We start from the raw sequence: 17,752 nt of genomic DNA, 5'->3' as shown, positions 1-17,752 counted from the left end.
CCATGGCGAAGCCTCCCAAGCCTCCTCCCCCGAGCCGCGCGTCCAAGGTCCAGTCTGCTCTCGACGGGGATGACGAATTCAGCGTGTTCTCGGTCGATCCCGAGGCGCGCAAGCCCAAGGTCGAACTGGGGCTCAAGGAGAACGTGGCCCCTGTGGCCACGCCGTTGTCCAAGTCCGTCCTCCGCCTGTTCCGCAAGATCTTCGGCGACTGAGCCGCTCGGGAACTGGTGAGCCGCCGCCCGTCCGGCGAGTCGGGACCGAACCTGTCTGACAAGCGGACAGGTTGGCGCCGGGCTCGCCCGGAGGGCGTCGGGTGGACCTGAGGGATACACCGGTTGAGGCCTTGCGCATGACGACCCCTCCTCCCGCACCGTTGCCCTTTCCCAGCAGCCTGTGCCACCGATGCGCCGCTCCGCCGCGCTACGTGCAGACGAAGACGTCCACCTTCATCCTCTGCCCCCTGTTGCCGCAGAAGTACCCGCCGCAGCCGGTGCACTCCTGCGCGCTGTTCCGCCCGGCGGAACCGAAATGAGGGGGTTGACCCTCACGCGACGTGAGGCCCTATCTCTTATCGATCCCCGCTTCACGGCGAACATCGATCAGGTCCGCCCGGGGCTCTCGGAGTTCGCGCGGGATGCGTTCCGCGCCAACGCCGAGCGCGTGTCCCGCTCGTAGGAAGCGGCACAGCCCCTCCTTCGCTCCAGGCGAGGGAGGGGCCGTGGGTGGCGGAGCGCTACCCGTCGAACAGCTCGGATTCAGCTCAGACGTTGGTGGTGCTGCCCTTGAGGAAGGGGAGCGCCTCGAAGACCGGCTTGGAGGGCAGGGGGTGCGGCAGCGGGCGGGGCAGCGTGGGGAGCGGCTTGGGCAGCGTGGGGAGCGGCTTGGGCAGCGGCAGGGGCAGCGGGTGCGGGAAGGGCAGCACGTCCAGCTGCGTGCCCGGCTTGCTGTGGCGGGCGATGTCCCCATCCGCCTTGCTCAGCTGGCTCTGGAGCTGGGCGGCCTCGGGCTTCGAGTCCGCGTCGCCGCGCGCGTCGGCGATCTCCACCTGCTGGCCGAGCAGCTTCGAGGCCTCGGAGTTGGTGATGTTGCCGTTGGTGCGGCCGGTGGCCAGCTGGTCGATCTGGCCCGCCTGGCGCTGCGCGTTGGCGTTGAGGGGGGCGAAGAAGTCACGGCTGCCGTTGTGGCTGGCCTGCTGGATGTTGCGGTCGGCGCGGGCCTGCATCAGGCCCAGCTTGAGCTTCTCCGCGAGCGACAGCTTGCCGTCGGACATGGCCTGCTTCTGCGCGTCGGCGATGGCCTGCTGCTCCTTCAGGAGCGTCTCGGACTCCTGAGCGGTGATGGAGCCGCTGCGCACGCCGTCGGCGATCTCGTGCAGCTGGTTGCCCTGGGTGGCGCGCGTCTTGCGGTCGGGCGAGAAGATGTCCGGCAGGTTCGGCAGCGTCGGCAGCGTCGGCACGGGCGGCTTGGGGAAGCAGCCACCGGCGACGATGGACGGGGTGGCGGGCTTGGCGGCGGCGGTGACGGTGGTCTGGGCGGGAGTGGTGACCTTCATGGCGTGCTCCTGTTTTTGGGACCGACCGAGAGGGTCGGTGAGTATGTCTGACCCCTACTGCAGCCCGCATGCCACGAAAGGGAGGAGCCGTGCGCCCAACGTATTCTTCAGGAGTTTCAATAGGTTATCTCGCCAGGGCGAGTCCGGGTGGTGACTGCAGCCACCAGGAAGCCCCTGGTGACAACGGTCACCACCGGTGACTGTCGTCATCTACGGGAGTCACCAGGGGGGGCTTACCCGGGCGGAGTCGCGAGTCCGTAGCGCCCGAGCCACTCCCGGGCGGGGTCGGTGGGCACGCCATGCTGGTCCAGCCCGGGCATCACCACGTCGCGCATGGCGGAGGCGAACAGGGCCCGGCGCTCGGTGTGGGGCAGCACTCCATGAGGGAGCAGGGCCGGATCCTCGTCCTCGGGAGTGGGGGCGGTGGCCTCGACATCCTGGGCGGCGGTGACCTCCAGCATGTCCGGCAGGAAGCGGCCCAGGAAGGTGACGTTCTCCGAGGGCGCCACATGGGCCAGGTATGCCCAGCCGAGCCGGCTGTGGACCACTTCATCCTGGAGCAACTCGTGGAGCACCGCGCGCATGCGCTCGTTGCCGGCGACGGGGCGCAGCCGCATGAGCACTCCCACGCTCACGGTCTCGGCTACGCAGGAGGCGGCGACGAGCTCATAGAGGAGCTTCTGGGGGAAGGAGAGCGAGCGGGGCGCGATCTCGGGGAGCACCACCGGCACCTCCCCGGGAACAGGGGTGCCGTACTCGTGAGCCAGCGCGGCGCAGTGAGCGGCGTGGCGGCGCTCGTCCTCGGAGGAGCGGCGGGCCAGCTCCACCAGCGGGGGAGGAGCGCCGGCCTGCTCGAGCCAGCTCGCGAGCCGGGCGAAGCGCGCCTGGGCCTCGCGCTCCACGTGGTAGCGGAAGCTCCACGCGGAGGCGATGCGCTGGCGCAGGGGTTCTGGGAGGGAGTCGGCTACCAACTGCCGGCTCCGCCCCCCTTCTCCTGAGGAGGAGGCGGGGTCTCGGGCGTACCGTTGGTGTCCGAGTCGGGCTTCGCCGTCGTGGTGGGGCTGCCGGGCTGGGCCGAGGGGCTGTCGGGAGCCTTCGCCTTGGCGCAACCTCCACCCGTGCCGATGACGGCGCCGCCCACGACGAGGACGTGGAACAGCTTCTTCATGTCCATCCGCTGCCTCCTGAGAAGGGGATGGACGGCAGCATAGCTCAAGCACGGCGGCCCGGAGGCGCACGGAACCGGGTCCGTGGCCTCCGAGTCTTCCGCGCGACTACTTCTTCTTGATGGTGATCTTCGCGTCGGCCGACTTCTCGCCGCTCTTGGCGGTGATGGTGACCGCGCCCACCTTCACAGCCGTCACCTTGCCGGTGGCGTCCACGGTGGCGAGCTTCTCGTTGCTGGAGGTGAACGTCGGCGTGATGCCGGCGATCGCCGCGCCGTCCGCCGCCTTGGCCACGGCGTTCAGGGTGGCGCTCTCGCCGACCTTCAGGCTCGCCGGAGCGCCCTCGAAGGCGATCGTCGCCACCTCGGGCTGCTTCACCGTCACTTCGATCGTCTGGCTCAGCTCGCCGGAGGTCGCCTTCACCTTCGTGGTGCCCACGCCCTTGGCCGTCACGGTGTTGCCGCTCACCTCGGCGACGTTCGTATCGGCGCTGGTGAACTCCACCTGCGCGCCCTGGATCGGACGGCCCGCGTCATCCTGCACCGCCGCGTCGATCGTCGCCTTGGTGCCGATCCCCGTCAGCGCCACCGGCCCGCCCTTGAGGGCGATGGAGCCGGGGATGACGACCTCGACCGGAACCTTCGCGCTCTTCTCGTTGCCCTTCACCTCGATGCTGGCCGCGCCGCTCTTGACCGCGGTCACGGTGCCGTTGGCGTCCACCGTCGCCACGTTCTTGTCGCTCGAGGAGAACTCGAACTTCACCTTGTCCACCGGCTGGCCGTCCGCGGTGACGCCGCTGGCCTTGACCGTCTCCGTCTGGCCCGCCTTGGTGAGCGACACCTGCTTCGGAGTCACCTCGATGCGCTCGACCTTCTTGCACGCGGACACCAGCGTGAGCGCCGCGACTACCATCACGGGATTGAACAATTGCTTCATGATGTCTTGCCTCCGCTCGCTCAAGGGCGAGCCACTGTGTTGCCAAAAAACTTGCAGTCCAAAAGACAGGGCACGGGGCCCGATTGCCCATAGCAAATCCCGAGCGCCGATGCCTACCTTCCTGTGCAGAGAGATCCTTCCCCCCGGCTCATGATCCCGACCTCCTCTACTTCCGTGCTCGCCTCGCTCTGGGATGAAGTCCGCTTTCAGGAGCGCCCGCCGCTGCCGCTCGTCCGTCACACCCAGGTGGTGGCCTGGCTGCGGCGGCTGCAGGAGTCCGCGCCGGATCTGTTCCAGGTGGAAGAGGTGGGGCGCTCGGTGGAGGGCCGTGCGATCCACCACGTGCAGGTGGGGCATGGCCCGAGGCACGTGCTGCTCTGGTCCCAGATGCATGGGGATGAGCCCACGGCCACCACCGCGCTGTTCGAGGTGTTCGAGTACCTGCGGCGCTACCGCCAGGATCCGCGAGTGGACGGGCTGCTGTCCGCTCTGACGCTGCACGCCGTGCCCATGCTCAACCCGGATGGAGCCGAGCGCTTCCAGCGGGTCAACGCGCAGGGGATCGACATCAACCGGGACGCGCTGATGCTCCAGACGCCCGAGGGGCGGACGCTCAAGGCGCTGCGGGATCGGCTCCAGCCGTCACTGGGCTTCAACCTGCACAACCAGGATTGGCGCACCGCGGTAGGGAGGAGCGGAAAGCCCGCATCCATCTCCCTGCTCGCGCCGGCCTTCGACGAGGCCCGCAGCGACAACCCCGGGCGCCTGCTGGCCAAGAAGGTCTGCGCGGTCATCCGGGATGCGGTGGAGCAGCTCGCACCGGGACAGGTCGGCCGCTACAACGACGCGTTCGAGATCCGCGCCTTCGGCGACAACATGGGTCGCTGGGGCACGCCCGCCGTGCTGATCGAGACCGGTCCGTGGCCCGAGGAGGACTCCGATGGGGCACTGCTGCGGCTGAACTTCGTGGCGCTGGTCTCGGCGCTGGAGGCGCTGGCGAGCGGCGGGGCGGAGCAGGCGAGCCTGGAGCGCTACGACTCGATCCCGCTGAATGACAGCAAGGGACTGCTCCGGCTGATCGTGAAGGGCGTCCACGTCTTCGGCGAGGCGGGCGATGCCTTCCTCGCGGATATCGGAGTGGCCGCCAGTCCGGCGATCCGGATGACGAACGGAACGCCTCGAGCAGTGTTCCTGGGGGCGATCGCGGAGTTGGGGGATCTGCGCGTGTTCGGGGCGATCGAGACGGTGGAGGGCCAGGGGCTGACGGCGGTGCCCCTGCCAGCCAGGGATGTGAAGGAAGGAGACGTGGTGCCCTTGCCGCCGCGGAGTGCCTGCGAAGTGGCGGTGGGACAGATCGCGAAGCTGATGCTGCTGCGCCCAGGGGAGGCAGCTGGAGCCTGGCGCGTGGAGCGCATCATCCGCTTCGATCGATAGAGGCTCCGCGCTCGGTCCTCATCGGGGCGAGGAGGGGTGTTACGACTCGTCCTTCTCCCGGTCCTCGTCCAGCCGGTTGAGGAACCGTCCGACGCCTCTCCACACGCCGTACGAGCCGAAGAAGGCCGTGAGCGCCACGATCCAGACGCTCAATTTTCCTTCCATGCGCCCCAGGAAGTTCAGGCGGTACAGCACGTAGAAGACGAATGCCATGCAACCCACGCTCACGAGCGCGGTGATCTGCCCCTGGAGCCGGAAGCGGGGAGTGGCTCCCAGGGCCTGATTGAACGCGAGCCTGGAGTAGAGGGGATTGGGGATCACGCTCCGGATGTGGGCGAGGACCTCTTCGCGGGAGACCCCGTCGATGAGCATATCCCGGGCCTCGAGGAGGACCCGGGTCTCCTTTTCCCCCTGGCTCTCGGGCTTCTTCGCATCCTCGGAGGGCAGGAGCTTGACGAAGCGGCGCCCACCCTCGAGTTCGCCGGGAACGGCCGTGCTCCGCACCTGCGCGCGGTTGCGCTCGGCCGCCAGGTTCAGCGCGTGGCTGGCCTCGGAGAGTGCGCTGGCGGCTCGGATCGCGGCGCGCAGGGCTGCCTGGAGCTGATCGTCCTTGGCCTCGGGAGGAAGCTCCAGCAGGACGGCGCCCTCCGTGACTCGGGCTTGCGGCACCACGTCGAACAGTGCCTGGAGTCTCTTCTGGACGTCGGGCCGGGATGACACGCGGCGGGCCATGGCCGGGTTGAGGGCCTGGATCTGGAGCGCGTTGGCGTCATCTCGGCGGATGTCCATTCCTTCCGGGAGGGGATGAGGAGGCTTCGCCTGGACCTCCAGGGTGCCGTCCTCGCGCAGGGAGAGCCGCAGCGGCACGTCGCCCGCCATCCCCGTGCGGATCCGATCGGTCTCCGCGGCGGGAGCTGAGGGGACCAGCTCGGACGCACGGACGGCGAGAGCGAGTCGCTGCATGGAGGCTTCAGGGAGTGTCTCGGACATCGGGGTGGGCGCAGTCTAATACAGGGAGGGCTGGCTGCGAGGACGAGGGCTTGGGCGCTAGCGGCCGCTCAGCGGCGGAAGGGTGGGCCGCGCACTCGCGAGGCCTGCCGAGGTGCAATGGATCCGCTCCCGATGGTGTGGGGTGGCGAGTGGGTGCGTCAGCTTGATGGTACCGTGAGATGGGGGTGTCAACTCATAGGCCCGATGGAGAAGAGCGATGAAGAGTCCCTGGCGGAACCCCAGGAATGACAACTCGGTCGCTCAGCTGAAGAAGCTGCGCCAGCCATGAGGAGCGGTGGTTTTGTCCATGTGCGCATCTGCTCGAGCCTGTCGCTCCTGCTGCTCATGGCGTGCGGGGACGAGTCATTGGATGCGCTCGAAGAGGAGGCCGCGGACTGTCCCGAGGGATCTCCGATGCGCCTGGGAGAAGCCCCCTCCGCGTCGCTGCTGCTCAACGCGTACTACCTCCAGGAAGAGGCCGCGGTGGATCTCCGGGAGGGGAAGGCGGAGTCCCCAGTAGTCGAGGAGGTGCTCGCCAAGGCTGCGGCGATCGGCGCGTGGGGCCTGCGGACCAATGGCTTCAATGACGCGGCAAGCAAGCGTGGCATGTCCACCATCCAGGTGGAGCCCGGCGTCTACGATGAGGCCAGCCTTCGCGGACTGGATTGGGTGCTCACCCGAGCCGCGCACCATGAGGTGAAGCTCGTCCTACCACTGGGAAACTTCTGGGACGCCTACGGAGGCACGCGCCAGTACGTGCAGTGGGCGGGCCTGCCCGAGGCGAGAGAGGGCGATCCCCGCTTCTTCACCGAGCGTCAGGTGATCACGCTCTACAAGCAATACATCACCTTCCTGCTGTCCCGGACCAACTCCTTCGATGGGATTCGCTACGGCGAGCATCCGGCCGTACTGGGGTGGGAGCTGCTGAACGAGCCACGCGGCGTGGGGTTGGACAGGGGCGGGGAGGCGATGCGCGCCTGGGTGGATGAGATCGCCGCGGTGGTGAAGGCCCAAGCGCCCGGCCAACGGGTGGGAACGGGCGAGGAGGGCTTCGACACCTCCTTCGAGGGTTACGATGCGGCATTCTGGAGCGGAATGCCTGCCGCCTCGCTCTTCGATGCATCGACGAGCTTTCGAGGGAACACGGCCTCGCCGCTGATCGACTTCGGCAGTGCGCACTTCTATCCCGAGTTCTGGGGCGTTCCGAGAGAGCGCACGGCTCGCAGCGGGGCTCACTGGATCGCGGAGCATGCGGCCCTGGCGAGGGAACTGGGCAAGCCGTTCTTCCTCGGAGAGTTCGGCCTGCGCAACCATGATGGCTTTTCGCTCGACGAGCGCCGAGCTCTCTATCGAGGCTGGCTGCGCTGCGCATGGCGCGTGGGGGTAGGGGGGATCGCTCCGTGGATGTTCGCCCCGGACGCTCGGCCGGATGCGTGGGACGAGTTCACCTTCTATTACCGAGACGGCACGCAGCCCGCGGACCCGGTCAATCGCTACACCGATCTCTTCATCGAAGCCGCGGGGCGTGCTGGCACGCGGTGATGGCAAGGGCGGATTTTCGACGCAGATCGTCAAATGGCTGTCATCGTCGGCCGCCGAGCACGAATGGGAGAGCAGCCAACCTCAGAAGGCAGTCTGTTCCCCTCCAGTAGTGATAGAACATTCACTCTGAATGGTTCACCTCGGGCCAGACCTGTCCCAGCCCACGGCCAGTGCTGGGAACGCGCTTCCCTCGGAAGAGGAGCGGGCGTTCTTGCAGCAGCGGTTGGTGTTCCTGTTCAAGACGTTGTTCCTGCTGGCCGCTGGCTTCTACGGAGTCACCAGCCTGGCCGCGCTCCTGTTCCTCGGCACTCCGTGGATCCAACTGATCAGCGGGGCGGGCTACGTCTTCCACCTGATCAGCGTGGTGATTGCCTTCACCCTCTGGCAGGTATGCCGCACCAAGAGGCGCTCCACGAAGCTGCTGCGCTGGCTGGAGAGCGTGGGATTGCTGGGGGCGTTGTTCCTGCTGAAGGTCGATGCCTACTTCGACAACGACTCGCACTCGCTTCTGCTGGGCACCACTGCGGCCCTTATTTGCCGCGCGGTGATCGTCCCCACGTCCGTGCGCAGGACGCTGTGGGTCTCCATCGCGGGCGCTCTGCCGGACGCCGTATTCCTGGCCCTGCTGCGGAGCAGGACTCCCGAGGGGTTCCTTTTGCCAGCGCTCGATGCGCTGCTGTGGAGCGCCATCGCCGTCATCATGGCCGCGCTGGTGACGCGCGTGGTGTATGGCCTGCGCCAGCAGGTTCGGGATGCGCGCAAGTTGGGGCAGTACACGCTGCTCGAATTGCTGGGCGCCGGGGCCATGGGGGATGTGTACCTGGCCAGCCACGCGATGATGCGCCGCCGCACCGCCATCAAGCTGCTGCGCACGGACTCGGATGGCCATGGCCTGGAGCGCTTCGAGCGCGAGGTGCAGCTCACCAGCCAGCTCACGCATCCCAACACCATCGCCATCTACGATTACGGCCGCACCGCCGAGGGCCTCTTCTATTACGTGATGGAGTACCTGGAGGGAATGGATCTGGAGCGCCTCCTGGCTGCTGCCGGACCTCAGCCTCCGGCTCGTGTCATCCACATCCTGCGTCAGGTGTGCGGCGCGCTGGAGGAGGCTCACGGTTTGGGGCTGCTCCACCGCGACATCAAGCCAGCCAACCTCTTCCTCTGCCGGCGCCGGGGCGTTCCGGACATGGTGAAGGTGCTGGACTTCGGGCTGGTGAAGCAACTCGGCGTGTCCGAGGAGGCGGGCTCCGGCCGAGCCAACGTGGTGGCGGGCACGCCGCACTACCTGGCGCCGGAGGCCATCTTGGATCCGACGCAGGTGGACGGTCGCGCGGATCTCTATTCGTTGGGGGCGGTGGGGTACGCCCTGCTCACGGGTAACCATGTCTTCACGGGCGAGAACGCATCGGAGATCTGCTCGCACCACGTGAACACGCCGCCGATGCCACCGCCGCTGCGGGTGGGGCGCGAACTGCCGGATGATCTGTGCAGCACCATCCTCCGGTGCCTGGAGAAGCGGCCCGAGTCCCGCTTCTCCAGCGCGAGGGAGCTGCGGATCGCGCTGGAGCTGTGCGCGGACGCGGGCCGGTGGACGGAGGAGGAGGCCGCGCAGTGGTGGGCGCAGAGCGGCGCGGAGCTGGAGAAGGCCGCCGTGCGCCGCAGCCCCCTGGCGCTCACCGGCACGCAGACGGTGGTGACGAACTCGCTCGGGCGCGTGGCGGCATAGTCTCGTCTCTTGTCCTCCTCGATAGCGGCGCATAGCGTGCGCACGCCTCACTTCCCGAGGAGAACGCATGAGAAGAGTTCCCATTACCGCGCTGGCGCTCGCCATCGCGCTGGCCCTCCCCGCGGCCGCCGAGTCTCCCGCGCCGCAGAGCTGGAAGTTGCCTGTCTTCGTCAAGAAGCTGCCCAACGGGCTGACCGTCGTCGTCTCTCCGGATCACTCGACGCCGACGTTCGGGATCAGCACCGTGTATCGGATTGGCTTCCGCCTGGAGCCGAAAGGGCGGACCGGCTTTGCCCACCTCTTCGAGCACATGATGTTCCAGGGCACTCCCAACGCGCCGAAGGGCATCCTGGGCCGCGTCATCCAAGGCGGCGGTGGCGTGCTGAATGGCTCCACGCGGTATGACCACACGAACTACATCGCATCGGCTCCGGTCTCGGCGCTGGACGCGATCCTCTGGCTCGAAGCGGACCGGATGAAGGGGCTCGACTTCTCCGAGAAGAACCTCAAGAACCAGCAGGACGTCGTGAAGGAGGAGATCCGCGGCAACGTCCTCAACCGTCCCTATGGCCTCTTCTACTGGACGGACATCGTGGGCAAGGCGTTCGACAAGTGGGAGAACTCCCACGATGGGTACGGCTCCTTCACGGATCTGGACGCGGCGAACATCGCGGACGTGAAGTCCTTCTTCGAGACGTACTACGCCCCGAACAACGCAGTGATTGGCATCTCTGGAGACGTGGAGCCGCAGGAGGTCTTCGCCAAGGTGGAGAAGTACTTCGGCGCGCTGCCGTCCCGTGCACAGCCCAAGCGTCCGGATGTCAGCGAGGGCGCGAACACGGCCGAGCGGTGGGTGAACCAGACGGATGCGCTGGCGCAGGTGCCGGGGCTGGCAGTGGGCTTCAAGCTGCCCGGGCGGACCTCGCAGGACTATGTCCCGGCCGCGGTGTTGGGCGAGCTGCTCGCGGGCGGCAACGCGTCGCGCCTCTATCAGGGGTTGGTGAAGGGCAGTGGCACGCTCTCCCAGATCCAGGGCGGTCTCAACTGGCCGCTGGGAGATGCGTGGGAGATCGAAGGGCCGACGATGATGACCTTCTTCGGCCTCTACAAGCCAGAGACGGATGCCAAGGCGGTGGTCACCGCGATGGGAGACATCATCTCCCGGATCGCCAAGGAGGGTGTGCCCGCGGAAGAGTTGGCACGGGTGAAGACGAATCTGGAGTCGAACCTCTATGCCGACATCGAGGCCCCGCTCAGCCGGGCCAACAAGCTGGCGTTGACCCAGCTCTTCACGGGGGATGCCGCGAAGCTGAACGATCTGCCGACCCAGATCCGTGCCGTCACCTCCGAGGACATCCGGCGCGTGGCCTCCACGTGGCTGGCGCCCACCAACCGGACGGTCATCGATCGTCGCCCGGCGAAGGTCGCCACCCCGCAGGCCGCGGAAGGAAAGTGAGGAGCCCGCCATGAACCATCATCTGACCCGTCTGCTGACTGTGTTCCTGTCCCTGGCCGTGGCGCCGGCGCTCGCGGCCGAGCGCAAGCCGTTCCCGAAGGAGCTGCCTGCCTTCGGAGCGGATAAGCCGCTGCCGGTGCCGAAGATCCTCAAGTCCACGACACCCGAGGGACTGACGGTGTGGCTCGTGCCACGTGAGGGCTTCCCGAAGGTAACGGTGATCCTCGCGGCGCGAGGCGGCACGGCCGCCGATCCCAAGGGAAAGGAGGGGCTCACCTCGTTGCTGGCCAGCACGCTGTCGGAGGGGACTGCGACCCGGACGAGCCGCCAGATCGCCGAGGAATTGCAAGCCGTGGGAGGCTCGCTCCAGGTCGAGGCCGCGGACGATGCGATCTACCTTCAGGCCGATGGCCTGGCGTCAGGGGCGGACACGGTCCTCTCCGTCGTGGCGGATGTCGCTCGCAATGCCTCGTTCCCAGCGCAGGAGGTGGCGCTCGCGAAGGCCAATGCGCTGCAGGATCTGCAGGTGAAGAGTTCGCAGCCGCAGTTCCTGGCGCAGAAGACCTTCGCCGAGGCGGTGTTCGGCAAGCACCCGTACCACGTTGTCTCGCCGACCGCGGCGGTGATCAGTGGCGCCACGCCGGAGGTGCTGAAGAAGGAGTTCTCGCGGCGCTTCCGCCCGGATGGCGCCCTGCTGGTGATTGCTGGTGCCTTCGACGCCGAGGCCGTCTCCCAGGCGGTGACGAAGTCCTTTGGCGGATGGAAGGGATCGGGCTCCGCACCCGCTGCGACGCCTCAGGTGCCTGCTCCCAAGGGGCGGGAGATCCTGTTCGTCTCGCGTCCGGGCTCGGTCCAGTCGGTCATCATGATTGGCCGGGTGGGGGTGCATGCCTCCGATCCGGCCTACTTCCCCTCGCTGGTGGCCAACACGGTCTTTGGAGGCGGCTTCGCGGGCCGGCTGATGGAGAACATCCGCGAGGACAAGGGCTACTCGTACTCGCCCTGGTCGAACCTGTCGTCGTATCAGCAGGGCGGGGCCCTGCAGGTCAATGTGCAGGTGCGCAACGAGGTGACGGCCGCGACGCTGCTGGAGCTCATCTACGAGTTGGATCGCATGGGGGCGACGGACGTCACCGCGGAGGATCTGCAGACCGCGCAGCGGGTGGCGACCGGGCGCTACCTGCTGAACACACAATCGCAGTGGTCGGTCGCGTATGTGCTGGCCACCAACTGGGTCAAGGGGCTGCCGCCCGAGTTCCTCGGCGAGTACGTGCCAAAGGTGAACGCCGTCACGTCCGCGCAGATTCGCGAAGCGGGGAAGAAGCTCTTCGCTTCGTCGTCACAGACGGTCGTCGTCGTCGGGGACGACAAGGTGAAGGCGGAGCTCGAGCAGTTCGGGCCGGTGCGGGTGGTGAAGCAGTAGGCGTCCGTGCCTCAGGGCGCGGACTCGGCATCACACGGTGGCGGAGTGCACTGTTTCCAGCAGTTCTCCCGAGTCGATCAGTGCACTCACCGCTGCGATGTCCCGGTGGAGCTCGCGGTCCTTCTCCATCGTGGGCACCTTGCGCCGGATCAACTCGTACGCCGCCTGCGGACCCTTGCCCGCCTTCACCGGCTGCCGGTAGTCCAGTGCCTGCGCCGCGCACAGCAGCTCGATCGCCAGGCACGAGCGCGTGAAGTCCGCCACCTGCCGCCCCTTCAGCGCCGCCGTCATCCCCATGGACACATGGTCCTCACGGCCCGCCGACGAGGGGATCGAGTCCACCGAGGCCGGGTGGCTCAGCACCCGCGACTCGGCCACCAGCGCCGCGCTCGTCACCTGCGCGATCATGAACCCCGAGTTCAACCCCGAATTCTTCGCCAGGAACGGAGGCAGCCCCGACAGCGACGGGTTCACCAACTGCTCCACCCGGCGCTCGCTGATCGCCGACAATTGCGTCAGCGCCATGGCCGCCACGTCCAGCGCCAGCGATATCGGCTGACCATGGAAGTTACCGCCCGACACGATCCGCTCCGTGTCCACGAACACCAGCGGGTTGTCCGTGGCGCTGTTCACCTCCACCTCGAGGATCCGCCGCGCGAACGCCAAACCCTCTCGCGCCGCGCCGTGCACCTGCGGCATGCACCGCAAGCTGTACGGATCCTGAACCTTGCTGCAGTTCACGTGCGTCTCCACCAACTCGCTGCCCACCAGCAGCTGCCGCAGGTGGGCAGCGCAGGCCTTCTGGCCCGCGTGTGCACGCACGTCGTGGATTTCCGGGATGAAGGGCTTGTGACTCCCCAGCAGCCCCTCCAGCGTCATCGCCCCGGCCAGGTCCGCCAGATCCGCCAGCATCTCGGCGCGCAGTTGCAGCAGCGTGCCCACCGCGCACATGGCCTGCGTGCCGTTCACCAGCGCCAGGCCCTCCTTCGCCTCCAGCACCACCGGTTGCAGCCCCGCACGCTCCAGCGCCTGCCGAGCCGGGAGCCGTTCGCCCTGGAAGTACGCTTCGCCCTCGCCGATGAACACCAGCGCCAGGTGAGCCAGCGGCGCCAGATCTCCGGACGCCCCCACGCTCCCGCGCTCGGGCACCACTGGCACCACGTCCCGGTTCAGCATGTCCAACGCCAGTTGCAGCGTCTCCGGCCGGATCCCCGAGTAACCCTTGGCCAGCACGTTGCACCGCAGCAGCAAGAGCGCTCGGGCCTCCGGCAACGGCAGCGGCGAGCCCACGCCCGCCGCGTGCGACAGGATCAAGTTGCGCTGCAACTCACGCAGATCCTTCTTGTCGATCCGGACCTCGGCCAGCGTGCCGAACCCCGTGTTGATGCCGTACGAGGGCACATCCCCCGCGGCCACCCGGTCGACAAGGGCCCGCGAGGCGTGGACCCGGCCCGCGGCCTCGGGCGCCAACTCCACGGTCACGGCGTGGCGGGCCACCTGGAGGATCTCCTCCAGCTTGAGAGTGTCTCCATCGATGAGCAGGCGGGGCAGGGACATGAGGGCTCCAGCGAAAGGGCGCGCACCCTAACCCAGTCCGGGCGCGCGGCCAGCCACCTCCGGTGTAACACGATGGCTTTGACACGGAGGGATGCGCTCAATAGGGTCCGCCCGTCAAGCAGGCAGGGGGGGCAGGGACTTTGGCTTTCAGCGTCATGAACCGGACGGGCTCGCTCGCCGTCGCGACCCTGGGACTCATGGCCATCGGAGGCATCGCGCGGTGGCGCTGGCCGAGTCCCACTCCCGCATTGGACTGCGCTCCTGCCGCAGTGCGTTTCCGGGACGGGGTGGCCGTCTGCGGCGAAGGGGCGCCTCCCACGGGGGCCCAGGCCCTGGCGCTCGGGCTGAAGCTGGACCTCAACTCCGCCTCGGAGGAGGAGCTTGCTCGGTTGCCCGGCGTGGGGCGCTCGCTGGCGCGCAAGCTGGTGGAGGCCCGTGACGCCCAGGGGCGCTTCTCCAACTGGACCGAGGTGGATGCCGTCTCCGGCGTGGGCGCTGCCAAGTTGGAGACCCTCCAGGCAGCCACCGAGCTACGTTGAGCCCCGTCCAGCGACTCCGTGTGGTAAGCACTTCGCGTGCAGATCGCCTGCCCTCAGTGCTCGATGCAGTACGACCTCGATCCCCGGCTGCTGCCGCCGGCGGGGGCATCGGTCCAGTGCACACGCTGTCGCTGCGTCTTCACCGCCACCCCTTCGGGTGAGGTCCTCATCCCAGGCTCGAGTCCAAATCCCTCTCGCTCCTCCGTGGGGACGAAGACGGGGATCTTCGGCAGTCCCAGCCCGGGTGGCTCGAAGCCGGGATCTCTCAACACCCAGACGACGCAAATCTTCGGGGTTCCTCCGCCTCCCTCTGGAGCCGACAGCGCGGCGGGGGACAGAGCGTCGAGCAGGACTTCGGCCTCCGGTTCATCGACTGCGGGCACGCACCTCCCCCCGGGGAGCAAGACCCAGTTGTTCGCGGCGCCTGGGGCTCCCGCGCCTTCCCTGAGCACCACGCAGGTGTTCGGCGCGCCCGCAGCCCCGGCGAAGGCGCCCATCCCCAGCACGACCCAGGTGTTTGGTGCGCCCTCGGCTCCGCTGCCTCCTCCCTCGGCGAGCACGACCCAGGTCTTCGGTGCGCCAGCCCCTCTGCCTCCTCCGTCGGCCAGCACGACCCAGGTCTTCGGTGCCCCGCCAGGGCTCGGGAAGGCGCCGCCAGCCACCACGACGCAGGTGTTCGGCGCGGCCTCGATTCCTCCCCAGCAGCCCTCGACGGCCACCACCCAGGTCTTCGGTGCGGCGGACGTGGCGGCCAAGGCTCCTCCACCGACCACGACCCAGGTCTTCGGTGCCGCCTCCATCCCGGGACAAGCGCCCTCGGCAGCCACGACCCAGGTTTTCGGTTCAGCGCAGGTTCAGCAGGCTCGGAAGGCGATGGAGCCCACCGCCCCAGCGTCGAGCCCGGAAGGCAGCCCGGCGCCGTGGCTGGCCGAGCCCGGGCCCGCGGTGAAGCCCGCCCGGACCATCACGAGTCCCGTTGGCATGCCCACGGCGGCACCGTCCGTCGAGCTCCCCGAAGAGCCGGTTCCCCTCCCGGAGCCCGAGCACCCGTTCATTCCGCCGGAGCCGGAGATCGCTCGAAGCGGACCCATCGCGGCCTCGCGTCGAGCCCCCGCGGTGGAGCTGCCTCCCGAGGTGCTCGTCTCGGAGCGTCCCAGCAGCGCAAGGCCCGCTTCCGAAGAGTCCTCGGGCGGTGGGAAGGAGCGGATCCTCATCATCCTGGCGGCCCTCGTCGCACTGGGACTGACGGCGTGGCTGTCGTACCCCGTGTGGCGCAACCGGGGCGCGGAGCTACCCGGGGACGCCGTCGCCGCGAAGGACGAGGCGGTGAACCTGCTCCGGCGGGACGACATGGACTCCCGGCAGCAAGCCATCCAGCAGCTGAGCACTCTGGCGGAGCGCTACCCGAAGTTCACCGAGGCCCAGGCCGAGCTCGTCGTGGCGCTCGCGCTGCAACTCGATGACGTGAGGGTCGACTTCGAATGGGTCCGCCAGCAGGAGGCCCGTCTCCAGAAGGAGATCTCCGCACTCGAGCTCTCGAAGACCCCGGCCGACTGGTCCGGCCGGGTCACCGCGCGCAAGCAGGAGCAGACCACGCTCGGTGAGCAGCGACGTTCCCTCACTGCCACGATCGCGGAGCTGAAGGCGCGGCTCGACAGGGCTCTCATCGTCATCCGTGCCGCCCCCGAGACCGAGCCGTCGGCCGACGTGGTGGCGAGGGTGAAGGCCCAGGCGATCTCCGAGGCCGTCAGCGGTACTCCCATGGCGGTGGCGCTGGCCGAGCGGCTCAAGAAGGTGGAGTCCCATCCTCACTGGAGCGTCCTCGCGCTGGCCGAGTATGGCCTCAATGCCAACACGCCTCCGTCCGCGCTGGCCGCGGTGGCCGAGGATCTGTCGAGCTTGCGCACGAAGGATCCGGCGTTCTTTCGAGCCTACGTGCTGGGCGCCCGCCTGGCGTTGCGCCAGAACGATCCGGCGACGGCGCAGTCCTTGCTCGACGCGGTGCTGGTGCTCAACCCGAACCACGCGCTTGCTCGGAAGCTCCAGAAGTGGGCGCCCACGACCGCCTCCATCCCCTGACAGGCTTTCAGCCTCCTTCCTCTCAAGGCTGGAGAAAGTTCAGCGTCATACGGCTCGGGAGCACCTGTCACGGTCCTGCTCCGAGGGAAGAGCCCCCATGCCACTCCGGCACGTCCCTTGCTGACCCCTCTGGGGATTCGAGGAGATTGGGAACGCGGAGGCGAGGGTAATGGCGGAGGTCTTCTTCTGGTGCGCGGCGCTACTGCTGCTGCACACGTACTTTTTCTACCCACTGTGTCTGTTCGCCATCGACGGGGTGGCGCAGGTTTTTCACACGTTCCGGTCCATGCGGAAGGGTGAGAGCCCACGCCGGGAGCGGCGCGCGGGGCCTGCTCCGTCGGTGAGCCTGGTGGTGGCGGCCTACAACGAGGCGAGCTGCATCCGACAGAAGCTGGAGAACAGTCTGGCGCTGCAGTACCCGGCGGACCGCTTCGAGGTGCTGATCGGCTCGGACGGCTCCACGGACGGGACGGATGAGATCGTCCGTGCGTGCACGGACTCGCGGGTGCGGCTGTCTCCGGCGCCTCGCGCGGGGAAGACGACGGTGCTCAACCGCTGCATCCCCGCGGCGAAGGGGGACATCATCGTCCTCTCGGACGCGAACACGGTCATCGAGCCCGAGGCCATCCAGGCGCTGGTGCGCCACTTCGAGGATCCGGAGGTGGGCGCGGTCTGCGGCAAGCTGCGGCTCTACAACCCGACGAAGAAGGACTACGAGGAGAGCGCGTACTGGAACTACGAGTCGCTCATCAAGCTCTACGAGGGCAAGCGGGGCGCGGTGGTGGGGGCCAACGGCGGGCTGTACGCCATCCGCCGCACGCTCTTCACGCAACTGCCGCCGTCCACCATCGTGGATGACTTCGTGATCCCGCTGCGGATCCTCGAGCAGGGCTACAAGGTCGTCTACGAGGCCCAGGCCGTGGCACACGAGGAGACGACGGAGGATTACGGCAAGGAGTTCGGTCGGCGCGCGCGCATCGCGGCGGGCAACTTCCAGAGCCTGAAGATGGTGCCGGGGCTGCTGCTGCCCACGGCGGGCTTCGCCTCCTTCGCCTTCTGGTCTCACAAACTGCTGCGCTGGTGCGCTCCGGCGCTGATGGCGGCGGCGCTGCTGGCCAACCTCTTCCTGCTCGACAGCGTCTTCTACCGGCTCACACTCTTCACCCAGGTGATGTTCTACGCGCTCGCGTATCTGGGGAAGGCGGGCGTGCTCAAGGGCACGGGCCGGAGGATCGCCTCGGTGGCCTACTACTTCGTGACGATGAACCTGGCCATCGTCGTGGGTTTCTGGCGGTTCCTGCGCAACGCTCAGAAGGCGGCGTGGGATCGCACGGCGCGCGCGTCCTGAG

The 17,752-nt window shown here is 68.0% G+C and carries 17 protein-coding genes; 11 read left to right on the top strand and 6 right to left on the bottom strand.

What is annotated here, in order from left to right; translation table 11 throughout:
* The first annotated feature begins 2 nt into the window (after nucleotides 1-2).
* The 3 genes from KY501_RS28305 to KY501_RS28295 all read left to right on the top strand — a co-directional run bounded on the left by KY501_RS28305 (nucleotide 3) and on the right by KY501_RS28295 (nucleotide 675).
* Nucleotides 3-212, top strand: a complete 210-nt coding sequence (locus KY501_RS28305) for a hypothetical protein (RefSeq protein ID WP_224366582.1) — start codon at nucleotides 3-5, stop codon at nucleotides 210-212.
* A 137-nt stretch (nucleotides 213-349) separates the two neighbouring features.
* Nucleotides 350-532: a hypothetical protein gene (locus KY501_RS28300; RefSeq protein WP_224366581.1), complete on the top strand. Its 183-nt coding sequence runs from the start codon at nucleotides 350-352 to the stop codon at nucleotides 530-532.
* Nucleotides 529-675 (top strand): TipAS antibiotic-recognition domain-containing protein, encoded by a 147-nt coding sequence (locus tag KY501_RS28295; RefSeq protein WP_224366580.1) that lies wholly within the window; start codon nucleotides 529-531, stop codon nucleotides 673-675. The genes KY501_RS28300 and KY501_RS28295 overlap by 4 nt, the downstream gene beginning before the upstream one ends.
* 85 nt (nucleotides 676-760) lie before the next feature.
* Here the strand turns inward: KY501_RS28295 and KY501_RS28290 are convergent, their stop codons facing one another.
* The 4 genes from KY501_RS28290 to KY501_RS28275 form a co-directional block, all read right to left on the bottom strand.
* The gene (locus KY501_RS28290) at nucleotides 761-1,552 is read right to left on the bottom strand and encodes a hypothetical protein (RefSeq protein ID WP_224366579.1); all 792 of its coding nucleotides are present in this window, start codon (nucleotides 1,550-1,552) and stop codon (nucleotides 761-763) included.
* Nucleotides 1,553-1,785: 233 nt separating this feature from the next.
* On the bottom strand, nucleotides 1,786-2,523 hold the full coding sequence (locus KY501_RS28285; RefSeq protein WP_224366578.1) for a ferritin-like domain-containing protein: 738 nt from the start codon (nucleotides 2,521-2,523) through the stop codon (nucleotides 1,786-1,788).
* Complete coding sequence (locus KY501_RS28280) at nucleotides 2,517-2,720, bottom strand: hypothetical protein (RefSeq protein WP_224366577.1); 204 nt, start codon at nucleotides 2,718-2,720, stop codon at nucleotides 2,517-2,519. Before KY501_RS28280 ends, KY501_RS28285 begins: the two co-directional genes overlap by 7 nt.
* A 106-nt stretch (nucleotides 2,721-2,826) precedes the next feature.
* Entirely contained in the window at nucleotides 2,827-3,654 is an 828-nt protein-coding gene (locus KY501_RS28275; protein WP_224366576.1) for an Ig-like domain-containing protein, read from the bottom strand.
* A 150-nt stretch (nucleotides 3,655-3,804) separates the two neighbouring features.
* On the opposite strand from KY501_RS28275, the gene KY501_RS28270 reads away from it, so the two are divergent.
* Nucleotides 3,805-5,088, top strand: a complete 1,284-nt coding sequence (locus KY501_RS28270) for a M14 family metallopeptidase (RefSeq protein ID WP_224366575.1) — start codon at nucleotides 3,805-3,807, stop codon at nucleotides 5,086-5,088.
* 39 nt (nucleotides 5,089-5,127) lie between these two features.
* On the opposite strand, the gene KY501_RS28265 is transcribed toward KY501_RS28270, so the two are convergent.
* Complete coding sequence (locus KY501_RS28265) at nucleotides 5,128-6,051, bottom strand: hypothetical protein (protein ID WP_224366574.1); 924 nt, start codon at nucleotides 6,049-6,051, stop codon at nucleotides 5,128-5,130.
* Between the two features lie 312 nt (nucleotides 6,052-6,363).
* Between KY501_RS28265 and KY501_RS28260 the strand changes: the two genes are divergently transcribed.
* The 4 genes from KY501_RS28260 to KY501_RS28245 all read left to right on the top strand — a co-directional run bounded on the left by KY501_RS28260 (nucleotide 6,364) and on the right by KY501_RS28245 (nucleotide 12,228).
* Entirely contained in the window at nucleotides 6,364-7,620 is a 1,257-nt protein-coding gene (locus tag KY501_RS28260; protein WP_224366573.1) for a cellulase family glycosylhydrolase, read from the top strand.
* Nucleotides 7,621-7,831: 211 nt separating this feature from the next.
* Nucleotides 7,832-9,349 carry a serine/threonine-protein kinase gene (locus KY501_RS28255; RefSeq protein WP_224366572.1) on the top strand — a complete coding sequence of 506 codons (1,518 nt, stop codon included), beginning with the start codon at nucleotides 7,832-7,834 and terminating at the stop codon, nucleotides 9,347-9,349.
* Nucleotides 9,350-9,416: 67 nt separating this feature from the next.
* The gene (locus KY501_RS28250; protein WP_224366571.1) at nucleotides 9,417-10,805 is read left to right on the top strand and encodes a M16 family metallopeptidase; all 1,389 of its coding nucleotides are present in this window, start codon (nucleotides 9,417-9,419) and stop codon (nucleotides 10,803-10,805) included.
* A gap of 10 nt (nucleotides 10,806-10,815) precedes the next feature.
* Nucleotides 10,816-12,228, top strand: a complete 1,413-nt coding sequence (locus KY501_RS28245; RefSeq protein ID WP_224366570.1) for a M16 family metallopeptidase — start codon at nucleotides 10,816-10,818, stop codon at nucleotides 12,226-12,228.
* A 30-nt stretch (nucleotides 12,229-12,258) separates the two neighbouring features.
* Here KY501_RS28245 and hutH read toward each other — a convergent pair whose 3' ends face one another.
* Nucleotides 12,259-13,785 carry a histidine ammonia-lyase gene (gene hutH / locus KY501_RS28240; protein WP_224366569.1) on the bottom strand — a complete coding sequence of 509 codons (1,527 nt, stop codon included), beginning with the start codon at nucleotides 13,783-13,785 and terminating at the stop codon, nucleotides 12,259-12,261.
* A gap of 155 nt (nucleotides 13,786-13,940) precedes the next feature.
* Here hutH and KY501_RS28235 point away from each other — a divergent pair, with 155 nt between their 5' ends.
* The 3 genes from KY501_RS28235 to KY501_RS28225 all read left to right on the top strand — a co-directional run bounded on the left by KY501_RS28235 (nucleotide 13,941) and on the right by KY501_RS28225 (nucleotide 17,751).
* Nucleotides 13,941-14,324, top strand: a complete 384-nt coding sequence (locus tag KY501_RS28235) for a ComEA family DNA-binding protein (RefSeq protein ID WP_224366568.1) — start codon at nucleotides 13,941-13,943, stop codon at nucleotides 14,322-14,324.
* A gap of 63 nt (nucleotides 14,325-14,387) precedes the next feature.
* Complete coding sequence (locus tag KY501_RS28230) at nucleotides 14,388-16,403, top strand: lipid kinase (RefSeq protein ID WP_255636913.1); 2,016 nt, start codon at nucleotides 14,388-14,390, stop codon at nucleotides 16,401-16,403.
* 169 nt (nucleotides 16,404-16,572) lie between these two features.
* Nucleotides 16,573-17,751 carry a glycosyltransferase family 2 protein gene (locus KY501_RS28225; RefSeq protein WP_224366566.1) on the top strand — a complete coding sequence of 393 codons (1,179 nt, stop codon included), beginning with the start codon at nucleotides 16,573-16,575 and terminating at the stop codon, nucleotides 17,749-17,751.
* Nucleotide 17,752 lies beyond the last annotated feature (1 nt).

Source organism: Hyalangium versicolor (genome assembly GCF_020103695.1).
Classification (GTDB): Bacteria; Myxococcota; Myxococcia; order Myxococcales; family Myxococcaceae; genus Hyalangium; species Hyalangium versicolor.
Note: the sequence above shows the minus strand (reverse complement) of the source record. Positions and strands in the feature narration are given on the sequence as shown.

Bases quoted from the DNA above. Each gene is read 5' to 3' on its own strand.
- KY501_RS28305 (WP_224366582.1), top strand. From the start codon at position 3: ATGGCGAAGCCTCCCAAGCCTCCTCCCCCGAGCCGCGCGTCCAAGGTC.
- KY501_RS28300 (WP_224366581.1), top strand. From the start codon at position 350: ATGACGACCCCTCCTCCCGCACCGTTGCCCTTTCCCAGCAGCCTGTGC.
- KY501_RS28295 (WP_224366580.1), top strand. From the start codon at position 529: ATGAGGGGGTTGACCCTCACGCGACGTGAGGCCCTATCTCTTATCGAT.
- KY501_RS28290 (WP_224366579.1), bottom strand. From the start codon at position 1,552: ATGAAGGTCACCACTCCCGCCCAGACCACCGTCACCGCCGCCGCCAAG.
- KY501_RS28280 (WP_224366577.1), bottom strand. From the start codon at position 2,720: ATGAAGAAGCTGTTCCACGTCCTCGTCGTGGGCGGCGCCGTCATCGGC.
- KY501_RS28275 (WP_224366576.1), bottom strand. From the start codon at position 3,654: ATGAAGCAATTGTTCAATCCCGTGATGGTAGTCGCGGCGCTCACGCTG.
- KY501_RS28270 (WP_224366575.1), top strand. From the start codon at position 3,805: ATGATCCCGACCTCCTCTACTTCCGTGCTCGCCTCGCTCTGGGATGAA.
- KY501_RS28265 (WP_224366574.1), bottom strand. From the start codon at position 6,051: ATGCAGCGACTCGCTCTCGCCGTCCGTGCGTCCGAGCTGGTCCCCTCA.
- KY501_RS28260 (WP_224366573.1), top strand. From the start codon at position 6,364: ATGAGGAGCGGTGGTTTTGTCCATGTGCGCATCTGCTCGAGCCTGTCG.
- KY501_RS28250 (WP_224366571.1), top strand. From the start codon at position 9,417: ATGAGAAGAGTTCCCATTACCGCGCTGGCGCTCGCCATCGCGCTGGCC.
- KY501_RS28245 (WP_224366570.1), top strand. From the start codon at position 10,816: ATGAACCATCATCTGACCCGTCTGCTGACTGTGTTCCTGTCCCTGGCC.
- hutH (WP_224366569.1), bottom strand. From the start codon at position 13,785: ATGTCCCTGCCCCGCCTGCTCATCGATGGAGACACTCTCAAGCTGGAG.
- KY501_RS28235 (WP_224366568.1), top strand. From the start codon at position 13,941: ATGAACCGGACGGGCTCGCTCGCCGTCGCGACCCTGGGACTCATGGCC.
- KY501_RS28230 (WP_255636913.1), top strand. From the start codon at position 14,388: ATGCAGTACGACCTCGATCCCCGGCTGCTGCCGCCGGCGGGGGCATCG.
- KY501_RS28225 (WP_224366566.1), top strand. From the start codon at position 16,573: ATGGCGGAGGTCTTCTTCTGGTGCGCGGCGCTACTGCTGCTGCACACG.